Origin of the sequence: Candidatus Kaistella beijingensis, from assembly GCF_020084865.1 — a bacterium.
Classification (GTDB): Bacteria; Bacteroidota; Bacteroidia; order Flavobacteriales; family Weeksellaceae; genus Kaistella; species Kaistella beijingensis.
The window spans coordinates 1478186-1498704 of record NZ_CP071953.1 but is presented as its reverse complement, the minus strand read 5'-3'; the positions used below and the strand labels follow the sequence as shown (position 1 = coordinate 1498704).

The 20519-nt window shown below is 37.2% G+C and carries 17 protein-coding genes and 5 tRNA genes; 19 read left to right on the top strand and 3 right to left on the bottom strand.

Features of this window, described 5'->3' with window-relative positions:
• Positions 1 to 12 precede the first annotated feature (12 nt).
• On the bottom strand, positions 13 to 3171 hold the full coding sequence (locus tag J4771_RS06990; protein WP_224134268.1) for a UvrD-helicase domain-containing protein: 3159 nt from the start codon (positions 3169 to 3171) through the stop codon (positions 13 to 15).
• 3 nt (positions 3172 to 3174) lie between these two features.
• Positions 3175 to 3534, bottom strand: coding sequence for a GIY-YIG nuclease family protein (locus tag J4771_RS06985; RefSeq protein ID WP_224134267.1), 360 nt, complete (start codon positions 3532 to 3534; stop codon positions 3175 to 3177).
• Between the two features lie 578 nt (positions 3535 to 4112).
• On the opposite strand from J4771_RS06985, the gene rpsU reads away from it, so the two are divergent.
• The 9 genes from rpsU (at position 4113) to J4771_RS06940 (ending at position 8223) form a co-directional block, all read left to right on the top strand.
• Entirely contained in the window at positions 4113 to 4310 is a 198-nt protein-coding gene (gene rpsU / locus J4771_RS06980) for a 30S ribosomal protein S21 (RefSeq protein ID WP_224134266.1), read from the top strand.
• Between the two features lie 81 nt (positions 4311 to 4391).
• Positions 4392 to 5279, top strand: a complete 888-nt coding sequence (locus J4771_RS06975; RefSeq protein ID WP_224134265.1) for a tyrosine-type recombinase/integrase — start codon at positions 4392 to 4394, stop codon at positions 5277 to 5279.
• Positions 5276 to 5566: an HPF/RaiA family ribosome-associated protein gene (locus tag J4771_RS06970; protein WP_224134264.1), complete on the top strand. Its 291-nt coding sequence runs from the start codon at positions 5276 to 5278 to the stop codon at positions 5564 to 5566. Before J4771_RS06975 ends, J4771_RS06970 begins: the two co-directional genes overlap by 4 nt.
• 103 nt (positions 5567 to 5669) lie before the next feature.
• Positions 5670 to 5743 (top strand) — tRNA-Thr (locus J4771_RS06965).
• Positions 5744 to 5758: 15 nt separating this feature from the next.
• Positions 5759 to 5841: transfer RNA gene (locus J4771_RS06960), tRNA-Tyr, on the top strand.
• 83 nt (positions 5842 to 5924) lie between these two features.
• Positions 5925 to 5997, top strand: a tRNA-Gly gene (locus J4771_RS06955).
• A gap of 50 nt (positions 5998 to 6047) precedes the next feature.
• Positions 6048 to 6119: transfer RNA gene (locus J4771_RS06950), tRNA-Thr, on the top strand.
• Between the two features lie 74 nt (positions 6120 to 6193).
• A complete protein-coding gene (locus J4771_RS06945; protein WP_224134263.1) occupies positions 6194 to 6877 on the top strand; it encodes a response regulator transcription factor in 684 nt (227 codons plus the stop codon).
• On the top strand, positions 6874 to 8223 hold the full coding sequence (locus J4771_RS06940; protein WP_224134262.1) for a sensor histidine kinase: 1350 nt from the start codon (positions 6874 to 6876) through the stop codon (positions 8221 to 8223). Before J4771_RS06945 ends, J4771_RS06940 begins: the two co-directional genes overlap by 4 nt.
• Before the next feature lies 1 nt (position 8224).
• On the opposite strand, the gene J4771_RS06935 is transcribed toward J4771_RS06940, so the two are convergent.
• On the bottom strand, positions 8225 to 8866 hold the full coding sequence (locus J4771_RS06935; RefSeq protein ID WP_224134261.1) for a very short patch repair endonuclease: 642 nt from the start codon (positions 8864 to 8866) through the stop codon (positions 8225 to 8227).
• A 292-nt stretch (positions 8867 to 9158) separates the two neighbouring features.
• Between J4771_RS06935 and tuf the strand changes: the two genes are divergently transcribed.
• From tuf to rpoB, 10 genes are all read left to right on the top strand, one after another.
• Positions 9159 to 10346, top strand: coding sequence for an elongation factor Tu (gene tuf / locus J4771_RS06930; protein WP_224134260.1), 1188 nt, complete (start codon positions 9159 to 9161; stop codon positions 10344 to 10346).
• 56 nt (positions 10347 to 10402) lie between these two features.
• Positions 10403 to 10473, top strand: a tRNA-Trp gene (locus J4771_RS06925).
• A gap of 13 nt (positions 10474 to 10486) precedes the next feature.
• Positions 10487 to 10690, top strand: a complete 204-nt coding sequence (gene secE, locus J4771_RS06920) for a preprotein translocase subunit SecE (protein WP_224134259.1) — start codon at positions 10487 to 10489, stop codon at positions 10688 to 10690.
• 14 nt (positions 10691 to 10704) lie between these two features.
• Positions 10705 to 11247, top strand: a complete 543-nt coding sequence (gene nusG / locus J4771_RS06915) for a transcription termination/antitermination protein NusG (RefSeq protein ID WP_224134258.1) — start codon at positions 10705 to 10707, stop codon at positions 11245 to 11247.
• A 156-nt stretch (positions 11248 to 11403) separates the two neighbouring features.
• Complete coding sequence (locus tag J4771_RS06910) at positions 11404 to 13689, top strand: esterase/lipase family protein (RefSeq protein WP_224134257.1); 2286 nt, start codon at positions 11404 to 11406, stop codon at positions 13687 to 13689.
• Between the two features lie 207 nt (positions 13690 to 13896).
• Positions 13897 to 14340: a 50S ribosomal protein L11 gene (rplK, locus tag J4771_RS06905; RefSeq protein WP_224134256.1), complete on the top strand. Its 444-nt coding sequence runs from the start codon at positions 13897 to 13899 to the stop codon at positions 14338 to 14340.
• 11 nt (positions 14341 to 14351) lie between these two features.
• Positions 14352 to 15044: a 50S ribosomal protein L1 gene (gene rplA / locus J4771_RS06900; RefSeq protein ID WP_224134255.1), complete on the top strand. Its 693-nt coding sequence runs from the start codon at positions 14352 to 14354 to the stop codon at positions 15042 to 15044.
• 17 nt (positions 15045 to 15061) lie between these two features.
• Positions 15062 to 15700: a 50S ribosomal protein L10 gene (rplJ, locus tag J4771_RS06895; protein ID WP_224134254.1), complete on the top strand. Its 639-nt coding sequence runs from the start codon at positions 15062 to 15064 to the stop codon at positions 15698 to 15700.
• Between the two features lie 101 nt (positions 15701 to 15801).
• Positions 15802 to 16173: a 50S ribosomal protein L7/L12 gene (gene rplL, locus J4771_RS06890; protein ID WP_224134253.1), complete on the top strand. Its 372-nt coding sequence runs from the start codon at positions 15802 to 15804 to the stop codon at positions 16171 to 16173.
• Positions 16174 to 16640: 467 nt separating this feature from the next.
• Entirely contained in the window at positions 16641 to 20468 is a 3828-nt protein-coding gene (rpoB, locus tag J4771_RS06885; RefSeq protein WP_224134252.1) for a DNA-directed RNA polymerase subunit beta, read from the top strand.
• Positions 20469 to 20519 lie beyond the last annotated feature (51 nt).

The following is a 20519-nucleotide window of genomic DNA, read 5'->3' as shown; positions in this document are numbered from 1 at the left end:
CACATGTCGTGTTTATACATATACAATCTTCGTTTCCACCACGGTTTTACCCAATTTTTCAAGCACCGATTTGTACTCATTGAGTTGCTGTTGGTGCTTTTCTTTTTCCTCTCCTGTCTTGAAATCGATGATTATGGTTCCGTTTTCAGTTTCAATCATTCGGTCGGGACGATAAATTTTGGAGTCACCGTTTTCGGAAATCATGATGTCTTTTTCATTGATAACCAATTGATTTTCAATAAAATATTTTGAGTATTTTTCGTTATTAATGATATTGAAAATCCGATCGGTGATTTCAATTTTTTCCTCGGAAGTTATTGTTCCTTCTAAAAGGTAGGCTTCCAAAACTTTTTCCACGTCTCTTGCGGAATTGATCTTTGCTAGGATTTCATGGGTGAAGATTCCGATTCTAACTTTTTCAATACGGTTTTGGTAGCTTTTTGAAGGAGTTGCAATTTTAATTGCTTCGGGATTTTTTTCTTTTTCAGGACTAAAATCAATCGGCATCGTTGCAAACTCCGAACTTTTTGAAGGAATCTGCTTTTTCAATTCCGGCTCTGAAACTTCATACAAATCAAAAGATGAATATTCTTCTCCAAATTCATTTGTGGGGATTTTTGGTTCAAAAAATTCGTAGATTTCAAGGTGGTTGCTCGTTTTGTTCGGCTTTTGGATGTAGAAAAAAAGTTGTTCTACAGCCCGGGTTGTCGCCACATATTGCAAACAAAAACGGTCAATTAAATTCTGATAAATGTTTTTCTGATTAAAATCTGCCATTTCGGAATCGTAAGTTTCCAACGCTTTTTCAAACCCATTAATATTTACAGAACTCAAACTGTTTTCCAAATCCACGTTTAGCCAATTGGAAAATTTGCCGTCCTTATTTTCGTTTTCCATCGGTAAAAAAACCACGGGAAACTCCAATCCTTTTGCTTTGTGAATCGTCATAATCTGTACTGCATCGACATTCTCCGAAGCTTGAATCGTGGTGGAATTGGCTTCTTCATCCCAAAATCTTAAAAAATCTTTCAAAGTAGAACCCGCGTTTTGCGAATAACCGAAAAGCATTTCCAGATAATTGAAGAGAAAATCGGTTTCTTTTCCTTTTACAGAAAATTCTTGCAGAAAATGTTCGATGAAATTATACAGATTCAATTGAAGCAAATCTTTGCTTTTCAAATCGATGCTGTATTTCTCAAAAATGAAGTTTTCCATTTCGGATTTGTTGCCAAGTTGCAGCATTTCCAACATTTCCGCACTGAAATCTTCCACATTTATTCTTCCTAAAACTTTCAAATAATACAGCATTTTCACCGGAAACTGCAAATTTTTCGGATTTTGTTCCCAACGCAAAAATTCGGTTAAAGCCAAGAGAGTTGCCGATAAATTTAGTGTTAAGCCCGATTCTGAGATGGTTTTGATGTAAACTTCTTCCCCGTGATAATTCACTTTTAAATTCCCCAAGAGTTGCGAGAAACTGAAAATATCAAAATTTCCACGACAAAGAATGGTGATGTCGGAAAACTTGAAACCATTATCCAAACAAGATTGAATATCTTCCTGCATTTTCGCGGCCACTTCTTCGTAATAAATTGATTTTGTTGCGTTTTCAATTAAATTCACCAGAACTCGACCATTAATTTTTGACTTTGAAATCTGATGAGAGCCGTTTCCAAAAATATCCCTGTGTTCATCTTGCGTAAAATTCGACATGAATTGGTAAAGCTCATTGTTGAAATCCACAATGTTTTTCGCACTTCGCCAATTGTTTTCGAGGTTTTCTAATTCTGCAAATGATTGTGATTTTTCCTTCTTATTAATAATGTCGAGCATCAATTGCGAATCACCGCCACGAAAACGGTAAATACTTTGTTTCGGGTCTCCAACCAATGTGAAACTCATGTTTTCTTGCGAAATAGCGTGGTCTCTCAACGGCAGAAAATTTTGCCACTGAATAAATGACGTGTCCTGAAATTCATCGAAGAAATAATGTGAAAACTTAGTTCCCACTTTTTCATAAATGAATGAGGAAGGTTCTTCCCGAAGATTTTCATGAATCAAAACATTGAATTTCGAGAGCAAAACCAAATCGTTTTCTTCCTCGATTTCCGCTAATTTGTCCTGTATTTCTTTATTAACTTTTAATGGCAGAATCGCTTGAAGAATTTTCTCCTTTTTCTTGGAAAGAATATAATTTGAGATGATTTTTTGACGGCTATCAATCAAATAATCGAGGATTTCAAGAATTTCTGCTTGTCGGTTTTTTGACTTTGAGGAAGCGCCTTTCCTATAATTTTCCTGCACCGCTTCTTCATCCGCAGGAAACGGGAATTTGTCTTTGTTAAAAAAATGATTCAAAACATTTTCAAAGAATTTGCCGATTGTTCCGCCACTTGCACGGGAAAAATCATCGGGTTGAAGATTTTTTTCTTTCATTAAACTTAAACAATCCTGCGCGATTTGAATGGAATCTTCCTTTAAATTTTTAATGCTTTCACGCAAATTTTTCTTCGATTGCTCGTAAACTTCCCAATCGAAATCCTTGTTTTCATTCAGTCGGAAATAATGTTTGTCTTGCACATATTCCTTCGCAGAATCATACAAAGTTTTGTTGAGATTGATTCGATCATTATTATCCAAACTGTAATTCACATAATCCATAAACGCATCGGACACGTTGTTTTCAGCGCCGATTTCCTCTAACATTTTATCCACCGCTTCCATTAGAAAAGGTTCTGCATTGATTTCCAAATTGAAATTCTGTGCTAAACCTAGTTCGTGCGAAAAACTTCGAACCAATCGTGAATTGAACTTGTCGATCGTTCCAATATTCAAAGTCGAGTAGTGGTGCAGAATATAATCGAGAATGTTTTTCGAGCGTTCGTGAAGTTCTTTCAAAGAAACATTTACCCCTTCCTTCTTCAACTTTTCCTGAATGTTGATTAAATCCTGATTGCTCTCGAAATCTTCTTTTTTAAAATTTTTCAGCCACTCGATAATTCGGTGCTTCATTTCGTTTGCTGCTTTATTGGTAAAAGTCAGCGCCAAAATATTTCTGATTTTATCGGATTGGGAAGGATATTTCAAACAGATTGCGAGAAGATTCTGCACCAAAGCATAAGTCTTTCCCGAACCGGCAGAAGCGTTGATGACGGTGTAATTGTTGCTCATATTCTATTCCTCGGTTTTTAGTTGATTCATGATATTTTTGATTTCTTCAGAAAATGAAGAAGCGACTTTAAACCCTTTTTCCGTTGCTGCAATTTCCCATTTAGGATTTACTTTATTTATTAAGGATTCCTTTTTCTGTCGATTCCATTTTTTGATTTCCTTTTCCCTTTTTATGGCTAAATCCATTCTTGCGTATTCCTCAAAATAAATGCAGTACTCTAGATTGTACTTGTCTGTGAAAGAATTTTTGATTAGATGGTTTTTGTGTTCATAAATTCTTCTGCATAAATCATTTGTAACACCTAGGTAAAGTGTCGTGCGATTTTGATTGGTCATTATGTAAACAAAACCTAATTTACTCATTTTACTTTTTTTTTCAATTCAAAAGATTCCTCGCTTCGCTCGGAATGACTTTTATTTTATGAGGTTTTGGCGGGATTCTTGCGGCGGCTTCGCCGCCGCAAGAATCCCGCCTCCGTAATAATAGTGAGGACTGTCATTTCGAACCATCGTAGATGGTGAGAAATCTCTATTTAAAGCTACAGCTTAAAAAAATATCTTTATAAATCTTCTGCATTTACTCATTTTTCTGTCAACTTTTTTTGGAGATTCCTCGCTTCGCTCGGAATGACTTTTATTTTATGAGGTACGGTCGGGATTCTTTGCGGCGGCGAAGCCGCCGCAAAGAATCCCGACCCACAATAATTGGTAAATACGTCATTTAGAACCAACGAAGGTGGTGAGAAATCCCAATTTAAAGCTATAACTTATATGTAAAGTCAGTGTTACAAGAAAAAATCCTTATTTGTAAATTTTTTAACTCAACAAACTTTCAGCGTGAACACTATTATAGTGTCCAATATCAATTTTTAAAAATAACAAAATAATTTGTCATTTCAGAAAAAAATCTTACTTTTGCAGTCCAAAATGAGATGTAAATTATGTTAATTATCCCAGTAAAAGATGGCGAAGCTATCGACAGAGCACTAAAAAAATACAAAAGAAAATTTGATAAAACAGGAGTTGTAAGAGCTTTAAGAAGCAGACAGCAATTCATCAAGCCTTCTGTAACAAAAAGACAGGCTAACTTGAAAGCGGCTCACAAACAGAGAATCGCTAGTAGAGAAGAGCAGGCTTAATTAAAGTTTTCTTTAGAAAATACTAAAATCACTTTTCGAATAGTTATATTTGAAGAGTGATTTTTTTGTGCCCTATTCATAATGATTGAGAGATTTTTGGAATACATCTCCGTAGAACGGCGCTATTCGCCAAACACGGTGATTAGTTATGAGAAGGATTTAAAAGATTTTTCAAAATTTCTTTTGGAGACAGAAGCTCATCAAGATTTCTCGAAAGTCGACAAAAAAATCATCAGAAATTTCATGGTCGAGTTAAGCGAGCATCAAATTTCAAAACGAAGCATCAACCGCAAACTTTCTTCTTTGCGCAGCTTCTTTCTTTTTCTATTAAAAGTGGGTGAAATAAAGTCCACACCTTTAGAAAATATTCAGTCCCTAAAATTTTACGCAGAAAAACAAATTCCTTTTTCAAAGGAGGAAATGGGTCATCTCGAAGTTTTGGATGTTCAGCCAAAAAACGGAAGTCTATTAAAAGAACTCATCGTCGAAACCCTTTATCAAACAGGAATGCGTCGTGCCGAACTCTGCAATCTCCTTTTTGAAAACGTAGATTTCAGCCAAAAAGAAATCAAAGTCATAGGTAAAGGAAATAAGACGAGAATTATTCCCGTTTCAGACTCGTTGCTGCAAAGATTTGAAATGTACCTTGAAGAAAGGAAGCCGCTGAAAGACAACGATATTTATTTTTTCGTGAATGAGAAAGGTAAAAAATTGTACGATAAATTTGTCTATTCTGCGGTAAATTCCTACCTTAGTCTTGTCACTTCGAAGACCAAGAAAAGCCCTCATATTTTAAGACACAGTTTTGCGACTCACGTTTTAGAAAATGGGGCTGAAATTTCTAAGGTCAAGAAGTTGATGGGGCATTCGTCGCTTGCTTCCACGCAGGTTTATACGGATGCGAATATTGAACAGTTAAAAAAAGTGTTTAACAGCGCTCATCCACGAGCCAAAAAAAGTAGATTATGAAAATTAAAGTTCAGTCAATGGGATTGACGCCACATGCGCCGCTTGAAGAGTATTTAGAAAAAAAATTAAGCAAGCTCGAAACTTTTTACGATAAAATTCACGGTTGCCAAGTTTTTCTTAAAGTTGAAAATGCTTCAGACAAAGAAAACAAAACAGCGGAGATTAAACTGGAAGTTCCAGGTGATGATATTGTGGTGAAAAAGACTTCGGCGTCTTTTGAAGAAAGTATTGATCTTTGTGCAGAAACCGCTAAAAAGCTGTTAATCAAGAAAAAAGAATTAGCATAACGAAAATTCATAAAAATTTTTAAAATTTATTTGTAGATTTCAAAAAAACAACCTTATATTTGCACTCGCAAAAAGAGATAAGAAGTTCTTTTGAAATCTATTTGCCTCCTTAGCTCAGTTGGCCAGAGCACGTGATTTGTAATCTCGGGGTCGTGGGTTCGAATCCCTCAGGAGGCTCATTTTTGTAAAATTGGGGAGATTCCAGAGTGGCCAAATGGATCAGACTGTAACTCTGCTGTCTTACGACTTCGCAGGTTCGAATCCTGCTCTCCCCACATTTTATGAAAAATATTTTGTAAGTTTTAAAATTAGTTTTAAATTTGCAGACCGTTTACCAACAAATTTTGTAAACAAAATTGCGGAAGTAGCTCAGTTGGTAGAGCGTCAGCCTTCCAAGCTGAATGTCGCGAGTTCGACCCTCGTCTTCCGCTCAACAGAAATCACAACCAAAAAACGGCTTGTGATTTTTTTTTAAAATTTTGCCGACTTAGCTCAGGGGTAGAGCGCTTCCTTGGTAAGGAAGAGGTCGTGAGTTCAAATCTCATAGTTGGCTCTAAAAATCACAATCGGAAATGGTTGTGATTTTTTTTGTTCACAAATCCTTAAATTTGTTCAAAATAGCATTCTATGAGGATACTTTTATTGGAAGATGATTTAATCCTTTCGGCCGAACTTAGCAAATTTTTGGAGGACAATAACTTTGAGGTAAAGCGGGTTTATGACGGCAATTTGTTCTTGAGCGAAGTGAAGCAAAATAATTATGAACTATTTCTTCTAGACATCAACGTTCCAAAAACCAATGGTTTGGAAGTATGCGAAAAAATCCGTGAGGAAGACAAAAATACACCCATTATCATGATTTCTGCGTATGGTGACCTTTCTGATAAAAAGGACGCCTTCAACAGGCTTGCTGATGATTACCTGGTAAAACCTTTTCAGTTCGAGGAGCTTTTGATGCGAATGAATTCCTTAATAAGAAGAAGGTCTTCCGATAAAAATGTTTCGGCGAAAGTTATTACCATTGAAGATTTAAAGATTAATAAAACGGAACAAAAAGTCTTTAGAAAAGGCAAAGAAATTATTCTTACGGTGAAAGAGTTCCAGCTGTTATTGCTTTTGGCGGAAAATCCGGGCAAAACTTTTTCCAAGCAGCAGATATCTGAAATGGTTTGGCAGCACAATTTTAATACAAATACCAACACTGTTGAGGTTTACATTAACTTTTTAAGGAAGAAGATTGATAAGGGTTTTGATGTGAAGCTCATTCACACCCGTTCTGGCTTTGGATATTTCCTAAATCCACAAAAATGAACATCAAGAATAAAATCGCACTGAACCTCAGTTTGCTTTTTTCCGTATTTCTGGGGACGATTCTTATTATCATCTACCTGTTTTTTGCAGAATTCAGGAAAAGTGAGTTTGTGAATGTTCTAAAGGATCGGATTTCCACGATTTCCAATTATTTTAATGAAGATGAAGCGATTGTTGATGAATCGAAGATGATTAATGACACTCCAACTTATTCGATACATCAAGAAGAAATTGAGGTTTTTAACGAAAAGTTTGAACCCATTTTCAGCAACATCACAGGAAAAAAAAATATTTGGAATGAGGGCGACCTTCTTGCCCTCAAGAATACCGGTTCTGTTTATCGACGGGATACAAAGGCTGAAATTTATGGCGAAAAAATTGGTGGAAGATATTTTTTGATTGCTTCTGAAGACTTTATGGGAAAAGAGAAATTGAAATATCTGGGTTCACTCATGCTAATTTCTTTCATTGTTGCAAGTTCGCTCGTTTGGATTTTAAGTTTTCTCTTTGCCAAACGAATGATGGCTCCATTGGACATTTTTCAGGATAAAATCACGAGAATTTCGGCAAACAATTTAACAGAAAGACTCCCTGAAACCGACAAAAAGGACGAGATTAATCTTCTGGCAAAAGTCTTCAACACGATGCTCGGAAGAATTGACCGATCCTATTCTTCACAAAAAGAATTTAATGCAAGTGCTTCACATGAGATTAAAACACCGTTGACGAGAATGGCTTTTCAACTTGAGAATCTTGCAAAACTTGAAAACGAGAATCCGCAAACGAAAAAGTATATCCAGGGAATTTCTGATGAGGTTTACCAGGTTTCGGATACAGTAAATTCCTTATTGCTGCTTTCGAAACTGGAGGAGGAGCATTTACGGGACGACCGTTCTTCGGTTCGAATCGATGAGGTGATTTTTGATGCTTTTGAGGACGTGAAGAGGAATTTTGAAAATTTTGAAATCAACTTCGATATTCATGAAGAGAACGATTCAGGGAATTTAACGGTGAAGGGAATTAAACCACTTTTAGAGATTGTTTTCATCAATTTGTTTAAGAATGCTTGTCTTTACTCATTTAAAAAAGAGGTGAATGTTGATATTTCGGAGGACGATTTAAACTTAACTGTCGTCGTAAAGTCGAAAGGGGATTTGATTTCCGAAGATGATTCGCAAAAAATTTTCGACGCCTTTAAAAGAGGTGCAAATTCGCAACAAAGGAGCGGTTCCGGACTTGGTTTAAGGATTTGCAAAAGGATTCTTGATTTTCACCATGCAGAAATTTCATACCGTTCTGAAGGTTCAGAGCTGAATGTTTTTGTTGTGAAATTTCCTTTGGTATAGTTTAGTTCTTCTTTGGTGCGCCATATTGCAATAGATCTTCGGCAACTTTCGGCGTAAATTCCTCTTCAGGATATTTATGGTGAAGAATTTCTTGTGTAAATTTCACTGCAGATCGCTTTAATTTTTCAGGGAATTCGCTGTTTTTTCTTTCTAAATAATTCTGTATTAAAGCCTCCTTTTTTTCGTTGATTTTTTGTTTTTTCAAAAGCTTTTGTTCTTCGAATCTTTGTTTTTTAAAGTCAAAAATTTCTCTGGTGAATTCGGCTATTTGATGCAGTTTCTTATTAATGTCGCTTTCCCAAAAACGTAAGACCGTCCAACCTTCTTGCCGCAGTTTTTTGTTGACTTTGAAATCACGCTCCATGTTTCGCTCGATTTTATCAAACCAAAAGCCTGCATTTGTTCCCAACTTTTTCTTTCTCGTTTCCCAGTCTTTTCCGTGCCAGTAATCACCATCGGCAAAAATGGCGATTTTGTATCGGGTTATAGTAAAATCGGGGGTTCCGTAAATTTTCTTGTTATTTTTTCTGTAGCGGATTCCTTTCGCAAACAAAGCTTTTCCCAAAAGGATTTCTATTTTGGTTCCCTTGGATTTATTTGCCTGCATATTTTTTCGGCGTTGTTCGGGAGAGAGTTTGTTCACTATAATAATTGCTTCTGAAGGGTAAAGTTAAATTTTCTTTAACTAAATATATGTTATTAGGTGAGAATAGGCTTTGGTTCATTTAAAGTTTTCACAAATTATAATTTGTGCGATTGTGTTTTAAATAAATTTCCATAAATTTGCAGTCCGGTTTTCACGCAATATCGTATGTTGCAATCTGCTGAAATTGAATCTTAAAAACTTTTTTTAACTAATGGTTTTTGATTTTCAAAAAATCACTATATTTGCAAACCGAAAAATTAAATAATTAATTAAATAAATAATTTAAATCATGGCAAAGGAAACGTTTAATCGTAACAAACCACACTTGAACATTGGTACCATCGGTCACGTAGACCATGGTAAAACTACTTTGACAGCTGCTATCTCTAAAGTATTGGCTGAAAAAGGTTTAGCACAAATGAGAGATTTCTCTTCAATTGACTCTGCACCAGAAGAAAAAGAAAGAGGGATTACTATCAACACATCTCACGTAGAATACGAAACAGAAAACAGACACTACGCACACGTTGACTGTCCAGGTCACGCCGACTATGTAAAAAACATGGTAACTGGTGCTGCTCAAATGGACGGAGCAATTCTTGTGGTTGCTGCAACAGACGGACCTATGCCTCAAACAAGAGAGCACATCCTTCTTTGTCGTCAGGTAAACGTACCTAGAATTGTTGTTTTCATGAACAAAGTTGACATGGTAGATGATGCTGAATTGTTAGAACTAGTTGAACTTGAAGTGAGAGATCTTCTTTCTTCTTACGAATATGACGGTGACAACTCACCAGTAATTCAAGGTTCTGCTCTAGGTGGTCTTAACGGAGATGCTAAATGGGTTGAGAAAATTGAAGAACTTATGGCTGCTGTTGATACTTGGATCGAGCAACCACAAAGAGATCAGGATAAGCCGTTCTTGATGCCAATCGAAGACGTATTCTCTATTACAGGTAGAGGAACTGTTGCAACTGGTAGAATCGAGGCTGGTGTAATCAACTCTGGTGATCCTGTTGATATCGTAGGTATGGGTGATGAAAAATTAACATCAACTGTAACTGGGGTAGAGATGTTTAGAAAAATCTTGGATAGAGGTGAAGCTGGTGATAACGTGGGTCTATTGTTGAGAGGTATTGAAAAAACCGACATCAAGAGAGGTATGGTAATCGCTAAGCAAGGATCTGTGAAACCACACAAAAAATTCAAAGCTGAGGTTTATATCTTGTCTAAAGAAGAAGGTGGTCGTCACACTCCATTCCACAACAAATACCGTCCACAGTTCTACGTAAGAACTACTGACGTAACTGGTGAAATCTTCTTGCCAGAAGGTGTAGAAATGGTAATGCCGGGTGATAACTTAACAATTACTGTAGAATTGTTGCAACCAATCGCTCTTAACGTAGGTCTTAGATTTGCGATCAGAGAAGGTGGTAGAACAGTTGGTGCAGGTCAGGTAACTGAAATCTTAGATTAATTTCTAATTAAATAATTAAAAGTTCCGTAAGGAAACTTGCGGAACTTTTTATAACTACGGGCATCGTCCAATGGTAGGATACCGGTCTCCAAAACCGTTGATCAGGGTTCGAATCCTTGTGCCCGTGCAAAAAAAAGATAATGAGCTTAGTTGATTTTATAAAAGGTTCGTATCACGAATTCAAAGATAAGGTAGAGTGGCCGAAATGGTCAGAATTGCAGTCATCTACAATAGTGGTAACGGTGGCAACCGTTATTTTGGCATTATTTACTTTCGGTGTTGATTCAGCTTTTAGTAAGGCTATTACTAACGTCCTTACACTCTTTATCAACCTCTTTAATTAAAATTATTTTCCCAAATGAGTGACTTGAAGTGGTATGTTCTGAAATCCATCAGCGGACAGGAAAATAAGGTGAAAACCTATATTGAGAACGAAATGAAGAGGCTTGGTTTCGAACATTTCGTAACTCAGGTGGTTATTCCTATGGAAAAAGTGATCCAGATGAGAAACGGTAAAAAGGTGCCAAAAGAAAAACCTTATTATCCGGGTTACTTAATGGTGGAAGCCAATCTTATAGGTGAAATTCCTCACATCATCAAAAATATTCCAGGCGTTATTTCTTTCTTGAGTTTAACGAAAGGAGGAGATCCTGTTCCGATGAGAAAATCTGAGGTAAACAGAATGCTCGGAAGAATGGATGAACTTTCAGAATTCGCGGTGGAAACTGCAATTCCGTTCGTAGTAGGAGAAAACGTAAAAGTAATCGATGGTCCATTCAACGGATTTAACGGAACGATCGAAAAATTACACGAAGACAAAAAGAAAATTGAAGTTTCTGTAATGATTTTCGGTAGAAAAACTCCAATGGAGTTGAGCTATATGCAGGTTGAAAAAGTGTAATACTTTTTATAATATTGTAAAAGGACTGTTCGAAAGAACGGTCTTTTTTTGTGCCTCAATCAAAAATTTTGATCCATTAAAATAATTTTTATAATATACAGTGCGTAGTAAACATTGTTTTCATTAAATCTTTATATTTGATGAAATTAATTTATTATGAAAACTAAATTTACCTTTTTATTCCTATGGATTTTCGTCATCCATGGATTTTCGCAGGATCAATCGTTTGACTTATTGAAGAACGATACCAAAACCAAAATACTTTACGACCGTGTTTTCGCAGTTTCGAAAGCAAATGAATTAAAACCAACCGGTGTTTCAGCGGCAAACTTTCTTCAGGTTTATCACGAAATGCAGAGAGCGGATTTTCTGCAAAGGATGCCGAATTTAGAAGTCATACAGAAAAAAGCAGATGAAGGTTTTAGCAAAAACTACATTCCGCTTTCTTTATTAATCGTAGATTTTGAAAGCATTAAACCAAGTTTTTTGGAGTCTAAAAGTGTAGCACTAAACACAAAAAACCAATATGTTATTACCGATAAGTCACAAAATGTTTTCAACGAAAATGAAATTAGTCTTTTGGCGCCAATTTTAGGCAAAACAAAGGAAAATCATGTTGAATTTATTTTGAAAAGTGATTTAGTTTTCAATACATCCAACAGAAAAGTTGCTTTTATAGAAATTCAATATGGAGCTCATTGGAACAAAATTTATCAGGATCAAGCAATAACAATTAATTTTTCAAAAAATGGACTCAATGCGATTCCGTACAGAATTCATTTTTCCGACGGGAAAGTTTTGGAACAATCTTTCGTCATGGATGTTCAATATCAAAGAAGGGCAAAAGAAAATAAGGGATTTAAAAGCTTTGAACCAAATATAGTAACGTCTATTTCTTCCACCATTCCGTATAAAGGTTACGGGGAAACGGCCGCCTTTACAGGAAACGGTGAATATGAAGTTTATATGGGAAATGACGGTGTTTTGGACAAGCCTATTATTTTGGTTGACGGTTTCGATCCGGGTGATACCAGAAATACCGCCGGAATTTATCAAATGTTGAATTATGGAACGTCCCAGAATTTAGGAGATTTGATTAGAGCTCAAGGTTATGATATCATCGTGCTGAATTTCCCAACTTACACAAGATCAGACGGAACAACAATTATTGATGGTGGTGTTGATTATATTCAAAGGAACGCCATGATTTTAGTAGAACTCTTGACACAAATTAATAGTGCCAAAACGGGCAATGAAAAAAATGTAGTTATTGGGCCGAGTATGGGTGGGCTTATTTCTCGCTATGCATTACGATACATGGAACAGAACAGTTTAAATCCGGACACAAGGCTTTATCTCTCATTTGATTCGCCGCATTTGGGAGCAAATGTTCCACTTGGTTTTCAACATCTCTTCAATTATATGGGATTTGGTCCGGTGGGAGATGTCACGATGCAAGGAATCGTAAACGGAATGCTGAAAAGTCCGGCTGCCAGAGAAATGCTGATTGATCATTTTGAAGGTCATCTGCAAAGCGGAAGTACTACAGATTTTGACGGTACAAAACTATTGCCTGCAGGTTCACCGAATTACAGGACTCCTTTTCAGAACGAATTAAATGCAATCGGTTTCCCTACGAGTACAAGAAATATTTCAATAAGCAACGGTGCAGGTAATGGCGCAATGACCGGGACTCCGGGAATGGTCGTGATGGATCATACTTTTAATACTTCATCTACGCAGAGAGCCATTATTAAAACCAATTTTACACCCGCACAAAATGTTACAGCGCAAGTAAGCAGTTTTCAGGGGCAGCAATGGATTTTGTTCTGGATTACTTTTTATAACAGCGCCGCAAGTGCAAAGTCACCTGCAACTTCAGATGGATTGGATTCCGCTCCTGGTGGAAGATTTGATCTACAAAAATTTGAAGACGCAGCCAACGGAAATGCAATGCTGACAGAATTTATGAATAATCTTAAGATTTTGTATTTCAATTTTATTCCTGCAACCAGTTCAATGGCAGTAAGCAATAACAACGGAAATTATTATTCAAATATAAATTCTTCTTCTACAACGCCGTTTGCGTCTTATTATATACCAAATGAAAATCAAAATCACGTGACTTTAAATGACCAAAATGTGCAGTTCGCTTTAAACGAAATCTTAAATTATGCGACACTTGGAAACAATGAAGCAGGTAAATTAAAAAATATTACCATTGAAAATCCAGTAAAAAATTCATTGCGAATTAAGTCTGATTTTGTATTGAAAAACACGGAGGTTGTCATCACTGATTTTTCTGGAAGAAAAACATTCTCAAAAACAATTGACATTGCAGGGAATATTGAAATCCCAATTTCATTGTTAAATGGAGTATATATGGTTTCAATTACTTCAGGTAGCGAAAAAATAACTAAAAAGGTTATTGTGAATAGATAAATTGAATACACGACTACATCAACGGTTTCTTAGGAAGCGGTTTTTTATTTTCAAAATTCTTCTTAAAAATCAACACTTTACACTTGCAGAATTAAAAATTATTCTTAATTTTGCAGTCCGAAAAGCAGGTTAAAAAGGTGAGATAGTTTAATCTGCTGATTTATAAATGCTTCCACATTCATAAATTAAAAATCTTAAAACAAAAAAATGGCTAAAAAAGTCTTTAAAATGGTAAAACTTCAGGTGAAGGGTGGCGCTGCCAATCCTTCTCCACCAGTAGGTCCAGCTTTGGGTTCTGCAGGTGTGAACATCATGGAGTTTTGTAAACAATTTAACGGAAGAACACAAGACAAGCCAGGACAAGTTTTGCCAGTGGTAATCACTGTGTACGAAGACAAATCTTTTGAATTCGTCATCAAAACTCCTCCTGCCGCAATCCAACTATTGGAAGCTGCGAAATTGAAAGGTGGATCCGGAGAACCCAACAGAAACAAAGTAGGATCTGTATCTTGGGCGCAAGTTCAAAAAATTGCTGAAGATAAAATGACGGATTTGAACTGCTTCACAATGGATTCCGCACTTACCATGGTTGCAGGTACTGCAAGATCAATGGGAATACGAGTAACAGGAACGAAACCAACTAACGCTTAATACTTATTGAAATGGCAAAATTAACGAAGAAGCAAAAAGAAGTTGCAAGCAAACTAGAGAAGAACAAAATTTATAATTTGGACGAAGCATCGGCATTGGTGAAGGAACTGAATTATGCAAAATTCGACGCTTCTGTAGATTTAGCAGTTAGATTGGGTGTAGATCCTAGAAAAGCAAACCAAATGGTGAGAGGAGTTGTTTCTCTTCCTCACGGAACTGGTAAAGACGTAAAAGTTCTTGCATTAGTAACTCCAGACAAAGAAGCAGAAGCTAAAGAAGCCGGAGCAGACTATGTAGGATTAGACGAATATTTAGATAAAATCAAAGGAGGTTGGACAGATGTTGACGTTATTGTAACAATGCCTGCTGTAATGGGGAAATTAGGACCATTGGGTAGAGTTTTGGGACCAAGAGGTTTGATGCCGAATCCAAAATCCGGAACCGTAACGATGGAAATCGGAAAAGCGGTATCTGAAGTAAAATCAGGTAAAATTGATTTTAAAGTTGACAAATACGGAATCATCCACGCTGGAATCGGTAAAGTATCTTTCGACGCTGCGAAAATCAAAGAAAACGCTTCAGAATTGATCCAAACTTTGATTAAATTGAAACCAACTGCCGCTAAAGGAACTTATGTGAAGTCAATCTACTTGTCTTCTACCATGAGCCCTGGAATCGCTGTTGATACTAAATCTGTAAACTAATATAAATCCTTAAGACAATGACTAAAGAAAATAAAGTTGTAGCAATACAAGAGATTAAAGATTTGCTTCAGGATGCAAAAGTAGTTTATGTAGCAGATCTAGAAGGTTTGAACGCTGGAAAATCATCAGATTTCAGAAGACAGGCCTTCAAAAACAACATCAAAGTAAAAGTGGTAAAAAATACTTTGCTTCAGAAAGCAATGGAACAGATTGAAGGAGTGGATTACTCTGAAATGTTCGATACTTTCAAAGGAAACTCTGCATTGATGATTTCTGAAACAGCAAACGCACCGGCGAAGTTGATTCAGTCTTTCAGAAAAAAAGAGGAAAAACCGGCTTTGAAATCCGCTTTCGTTCAGGAAACTTTCTATTTGGGAGATAACAATCTTGATACATTGGTAAACATCAAGTCAAGAGAGGAAATGATTGGAGAAATCATCGGATTACTTCAGTCGCCTATCCAGAGATTGGTTTCTGCGCTTCAAAACAAAGAAGAAGCTACAGGAAAAGCAGAAGAAGCACCAGTTGCTGAAGTTGCTGCACCTGCTGAAGAGCCAAAAACTGAAGAAGCAAAAACAGAGGAAGCTCCGGCTGCAGAAGCTGCTCCTGAAACACCGGAAGCAAGCGCAGAAGGAGAAGCTCCAGCTGCAGAATAATTTTTAGATTATTCAATCCGCTTGAAGCATAAAGCCGAGAGCAAACTGAGATTAACTCAAAAAAACAAAAATAAATCGTTCAACAACAAAAACATTACAAAATGTCAGATTTAAAAAATTTAGCTGAAACGCTAGTAAACTTAACAGTAAAAGACGTAAATGAATTAGCTGCAATCCTTAAGGATGAGTACGGCATTGAGCCTGCTGCTGCTGCGGTAGTTGTATCAGGAGGTGCAGGCGGTGGAGAAGCTGCGGAAGAAAAAACAGAATTCGACGTAATCTTGAAATCAGCCGGTGCTTCTAAATTGGCTGTAGTTAAATTGGTAAAAGATTTAACAGGTGCAGGTCTAAAAGAAGCTAAAGATATGGTTGACGGTGCTCCAGCTCCAATTAAGCAGGGTATTTCTAAAGACGAAGCTGAAGCTTTGAAAAAGCAACTTGAAGAAGCTGGTGCTGAAGTAGAATTGAAATAATTCTTTTTACTAGAATACAAATAAGACTCCCGATTTATCGGGAGTTTTTGTTTAACAAAACTTTATAACCTCATCAAGTTTAAAGATGTCCTAATTATTTGCTAATGTGGATAAGTTTTTTTAAATTTGCACTCGTTTTGGCGCTAATAATTGTTTGTAAATCAGTAAAATATTGAAATTCAACTCTTTCGGTAGATCCGGAAGGGGTTTCGTGTTTTAGGGATCTATGTCCTTTTATCGCCCAAAGCAAAAATTCAAGAAAAATATTTTGCACTACTCCGTGAAAAGATATACCGGCGTTGCAGTTAGAAAGGTGAATGAGCCAAAAGCCAAGTAAAAAGAACCACGACTTACTGATAGCGCCAAAAATCAACAGTCTTATCTTCCAGCTTCGGACTTCCAACTTCCAGCTTTTCTGATATTTTTTAACCAAAATATTTTTTAACCCCCATTCTTTACAAATTTTTATGAGTAAATCTAAAGCAGTCGCAAAAACTCAGAGTAACGAAAGAATTAATTTCTCTGCAGCAAAGGGGAAAATCGAGACTCCTGACTTTTTGGACATTCAGATCCAGTCATTCAAAGAGTTCTTCCAGTTGGATACCCTTCCGGAGCAGAGAGTTCACGAAACCCTCTACAAAACCTTTGAAGAAAATTTCCCCATCACAGACTCCAGAAACCAATTCGTTTTGGAATTTTTGGATTATCTAGTGGATTCACCACGTTACTCGATCGACGAGTGTGTGGAAAGAGGACTGACTTATTCGGTTCCTTTGAAGGCAAGACTTAAATTGTATTGTACAGACCCTGAACACGAAGATTTTCAGACCGTTGTACAGGACGTTTATTTAGGTCCGGTTCCTTACATGACTCCTTCGGGATCATTCATCATCAATGGTGCGGAACGTGTTATCGTAACGCAGCTTCACCGTTCTCCGGGTGTGTTTTTCGGACAGACTTATCACGCCAACGGAACCAAGTTGTATTATTCCAGAATTATCCCTTTCAAAGGATCTTGGATGGAATTCACAACCGACATCAACAACGTAATGTACGCTTACATCGACCGTAAGAAAAAATTACCGTTGACGACTTTATTGAGAGCAATCGGGTATGAATCCGATAAAGATATCCTTCAAATTTTCGATCTTGCCGAAGAAGTGAAAGTTTCTAAAGCAGCGTTGAAAAAAGTAGAAGGTAGAACTTTGGCAGCGAGAGTTTTGAACACTTGGTTCGAAGATTTCGTGGACGAAGATACAGGTGAAGTAGTTTCCATTGAAAGAAACGAAATCATCTTGGATAGAGAAACTGTTCTTGAAAAAGAACATTTAGACCTTATTTTGGATGCAGGTGTGAAATCGATTTTGATTCACAAAGAAAATTCAAACGAGTTCTCTATCATCCAAAATACATTGCAAAAAGACCCTACAAACTCTGAAAAAGAGGCAGTAGAATACATTTACCGCCAGTTAAGAAACGCAGATCCGCCCGATGAAGAAACGGCAAGAGGAATCATTGAAAAATTATTCTTCTCTGAACAGCGTTACTCATTAGGTGAAGTTGGCCGTTACAGATTGAACAAAAAATTAGGTTTAAATATTCCTGAAAAAACGGAAGTTTTAACCAAAGAAGACATCATTTCCATCGTTCGTCACTTGATCGAATTGGTAAACTCCAAAGCGGAAGTTGATGATATCGATCACTTGTCAAACAGAAGAATTAAAACTGTTGGTGAGCAATTGGCAGGACAATTCGGTGTTGGTCTTTCAAGAATTGCAAGAACAATCCGTGAGAGAATGAACGTTAGAGATAACGAAATTTTCACACCGATCGACTTGGTAAACGCAAAAACTTTAACATCGGTAATCAACTCGTTTTTCGGAACCAACCAACTTTCACAATTCATGGATCAAACTAATCCATTGTCGGAAATCACTCACAAGAGAAGACTTTCCGCTTTAGGACCGGGTGGTTTATCCAGAGAAAGAGCAGGTTTCGAGGTTCGTGACGTTCACCATACCCACTACGGAAGAATTTGTCCGATCGAAACTCCGGAAGGACCAAACATCGGTTTGATTTCTTCTTTAGGAATTTATGCGAAAATCAACAATTTAGGATTCATCGAAACTCCGTACAGAAAAGTTAAAGACGGAAAAGTGGACCTTAAAACTGCTGCAGTTTTCTTAAATGCTGAAGACGAAGAAGATAAAGTAATTGCACAGGCAAACGTTGAAATGAATGATGACGGTACCATTTCTACGGAAAGAGTGATCGCTCGTCTTGACGGTGATTATCCTGTAGTTGAGCCACAACAAGTTGACTTAATTGACGTTGCGCCAAACCAAATTTCGGGAATTTCTGCGTCATTAATTCCGTTCTTGGAGCATGATGATGCGAACCGTGCATTGATGGGATCCAACATGATGCGTCAAGCAGTTCCATTGTTGAAACCTGAAGCTCCGGTTGTAGGAACAGGTCTTGAAAAACAGGTGGCAACCGATTCAAGAATTTTGATTAATGCAGAAGGAAACGGTGTTGTAGAATATGTTGACGCAGATAAAATCACCATTAAATATGAAAGAAGCGAGGACGATGATTTAGTATCATTCGAATCTGCGACGAAAACATACAATTTGACCAAATTCAGAAAAACCAACCAAAGTACCACCATCACTTTGAGACCAAACGTAAGAGTAGGCGACAAAGTAGTAAAAGGTCAGGTTCTTTGCGACGGTTACGCAACTGAAAACGGTGAATTGGCATTGGGAAGAAACCTTACTGTAGCGTTCATGCCGTGGAAAGGTTACAACTTCGAGGATGCAATTGTGATCAACGAAAAAGTAGTTCGTGAAGATTGGTTTACTTCAATCCACGTGGATGAATATTCTTTGGAAGTTCGTGATACCAAATTAGGTATGGAAGAATTAACCGCAGATATTCCAAACGTTTCGGAAGAAGCTACCAAAGATCTGGACGAAAACGGGATGATCAGAATTGGTGCGGAAGTAAAACCGGGCGACATCATGATTGGTAAAATCACGCCAAAAGGTGAATCCGACCCAACTCCGGAAGAAAAATTATTGAGAGCGATTTTCGGTGACAAAGCAGGTGATGTGAAAGATGCTTCTTTGAAGGCGGATTCATCATTGAGAGGTGTTGTCATCAATAAAAAATTATTCTCAAGAAATATTAAAGACAAAAAGAAAAGAACCGAAGAAAAACTGAAACTTGAGGAAATCGAAAACACGTACAAAGCGAAATTCGACGATTTAAGAAATACGCTTCTTGAAAAATTAGGAACTCTTGTAAACGGTAAAACTTCTCAAGGTGTGAAAAACGACCTTGATGAAGAAATCATCGGAAAAGGAGTGAAGTTTACGACCAAATTGCTTCAAAGTGTTGAAGACTATGTGAACGTAAGCGGTTCTGATTGGACAGTTGATGCTGATAAAAATGATCTGATCAAGCAATTGATCCACAACTATAAAATCAAGTACAACGATATTCAAGGGGTGAAAAACCGTGAGAAATTCGCAATTTCAATCGGGGACGAGCTTCCGGCAGGGATCATCAAGTTGGCCAAAGTCTATATCGCTAAAAAACGTAAGTTGAATGTAGGTGATAAAATGGCGGGACGTCACGGTAATAAAGGTATCGTATCAAGAATCGTTCGCGAGGAAGATATGCCGTTCCTGGAAGACGGAACTCCTGTTGATATCGTGTTGAATCCATTGGGTGTACCTTCACGTATGAACATCGGACAGATTTACGAAACCGTTCTCGGTTGGGCAGGTAAAAAATTAGGCTTGAAATTCGCGACACCGATTTTCGACGGAGCAAATCTTGACCAAATTACCGAATACACCGATCAAGCGGGACTTCCAAAATACGGAAGCACGTATCTTTATGATGGTGGAACAGGTGAAAGATTCTCACAACCTGCAACTGTTGGTGTAATTTACATGTTGAAATTGGGACACATGGTTGATGATAAAATGCACGCACGTTCTATCGGACCTTACTCATTGATTACGCAGCAACCATTAGGAGGTAAAGCACAATTCGGTGGACAGAGATTTGGGGAGATGGAAGTTTGGGCGCTTGAAGCGTTCGGAGCATCAAATATTTTACGTGAAATCTTGACCGTAAAATCTGATGACGTGATTGGTAGAGCGAAAACGTATGAAGCGATTGCAAAAGGTGAAGCGATGCCTGAACCGGGTATTCCTGAATCTTTCAACGTATTGCTTCACGAACTTCAAGGTCTTGGATTAGACGTTCGTTTGGAAGAATAAAAATTAAGAAATTAGGAAATTAAGAAATTGGAGTGGGAATAAATGAGGTGG

Bases quoted from the DNA above. Each gene is read 5' to 3' on its own strand.
- J4771_RS06990 (WP_224134268.1), bottom strand. From the start codon at position 3,171: ATGAGCAACAATTACACCGTCATCAACGCTTCTGCCGGTTCGGGAAAG.
- tuf (WP_224134260.1), top strand. From the start codon at position 9,159: ATGGCAAAGGAAACGTTTAATCGTAACAAACCACACTTGAACATTGGT.
- J4771_RS06945 (WP_224134263.1), top strand. From the start codon at position 6,194: ATGAGGATACTTTTATTGGAAGATGATTTAATCCTTTCGGCCGAACTT.
- rplK (WP_224134256.1), top strand. From the start codon at position 13,897: ATGGCTAAAAAAGTCTTTAAAATGGTAAAACTTCAGGTGAAGGGTGGC.
- secE (WP_224134259.1), top strand. From the start codon at position 10,487: ATGAGCTTAGTTGATTTTATAAAAGGTTCGTATCACGAATTCAAAGAT.
- J4771_RS06985 (WP_224134267.1), bottom strand. From the start codon at position 3,534: ATGAGTAAATTAGGTTTTGTTTACATAATGACCAATCAAAATCGCACG.
- rplL (WP_224134253.1), top strand. From the start codon at position 15,802: ATGTCAGATTTAAAAAATTTAGCTGAAACGCTAGTAAACTTAACAGTA.
- J4771_RS06970 (WP_224134264.1), top strand. From the start codon at position 5,276: ATGAAAATTAAAGTTCAGTCAATGGGATTGACGCCACATGCGCCGCTT.
- rpsU (WP_224134266.1), top strand. From the start codon at position 4,113: ATGTTAATTATCCCAGTAAAAGATGGCGAAGCTATCGACAGAGCACTA.
- rplA (WP_224134255.1), top strand. From the start codon at position 14,352: ATGGCAAAATTAACGAAGAAGCAAAAAGAAGTTGCAAGCAAACTAGAG.
- J4771_RS06940 (WP_224134262.1), top strand. From the start codon at position 6,874: ATGAACATCAAGAATAAAATCGCACTGAACCTCAGTTTGCTTTTTTCC.
- J4771_RS06910 (WP_224134257.1), top strand. From the start codon at position 11,404: ATGAAAACTAAATTTACCTTTTTATTCCTATGGATTTTCGTCATCCAT.
- rpoB (WP_224134252.1), top strand. From the start codon at position 16,641: ATGAGTAAATCTAAAGCAGTCGCAAAAACTCAGAGTAACGAAAGAATT.
- J4771_RS06975 (WP_224134265.1), top strand. From the start codon at position 4,392: ATGATTGAGAGATTTTTGGAATACATCTCCGTAGAACGGCGCTATTCG.
- rplJ (WP_224134254.1), top strand. From the start codon at position 15,062: ATGACTAAAGAAAATAAAGTTGTAGCAATACAAGAGATTAAAGATTTG.
- nusG (WP_224134258.1), top strand. From the start codon at position 10,705: ATGAGTGACTTGAAGTGGTATGTTCTGAAATCCATCAGCGGACAGGAA.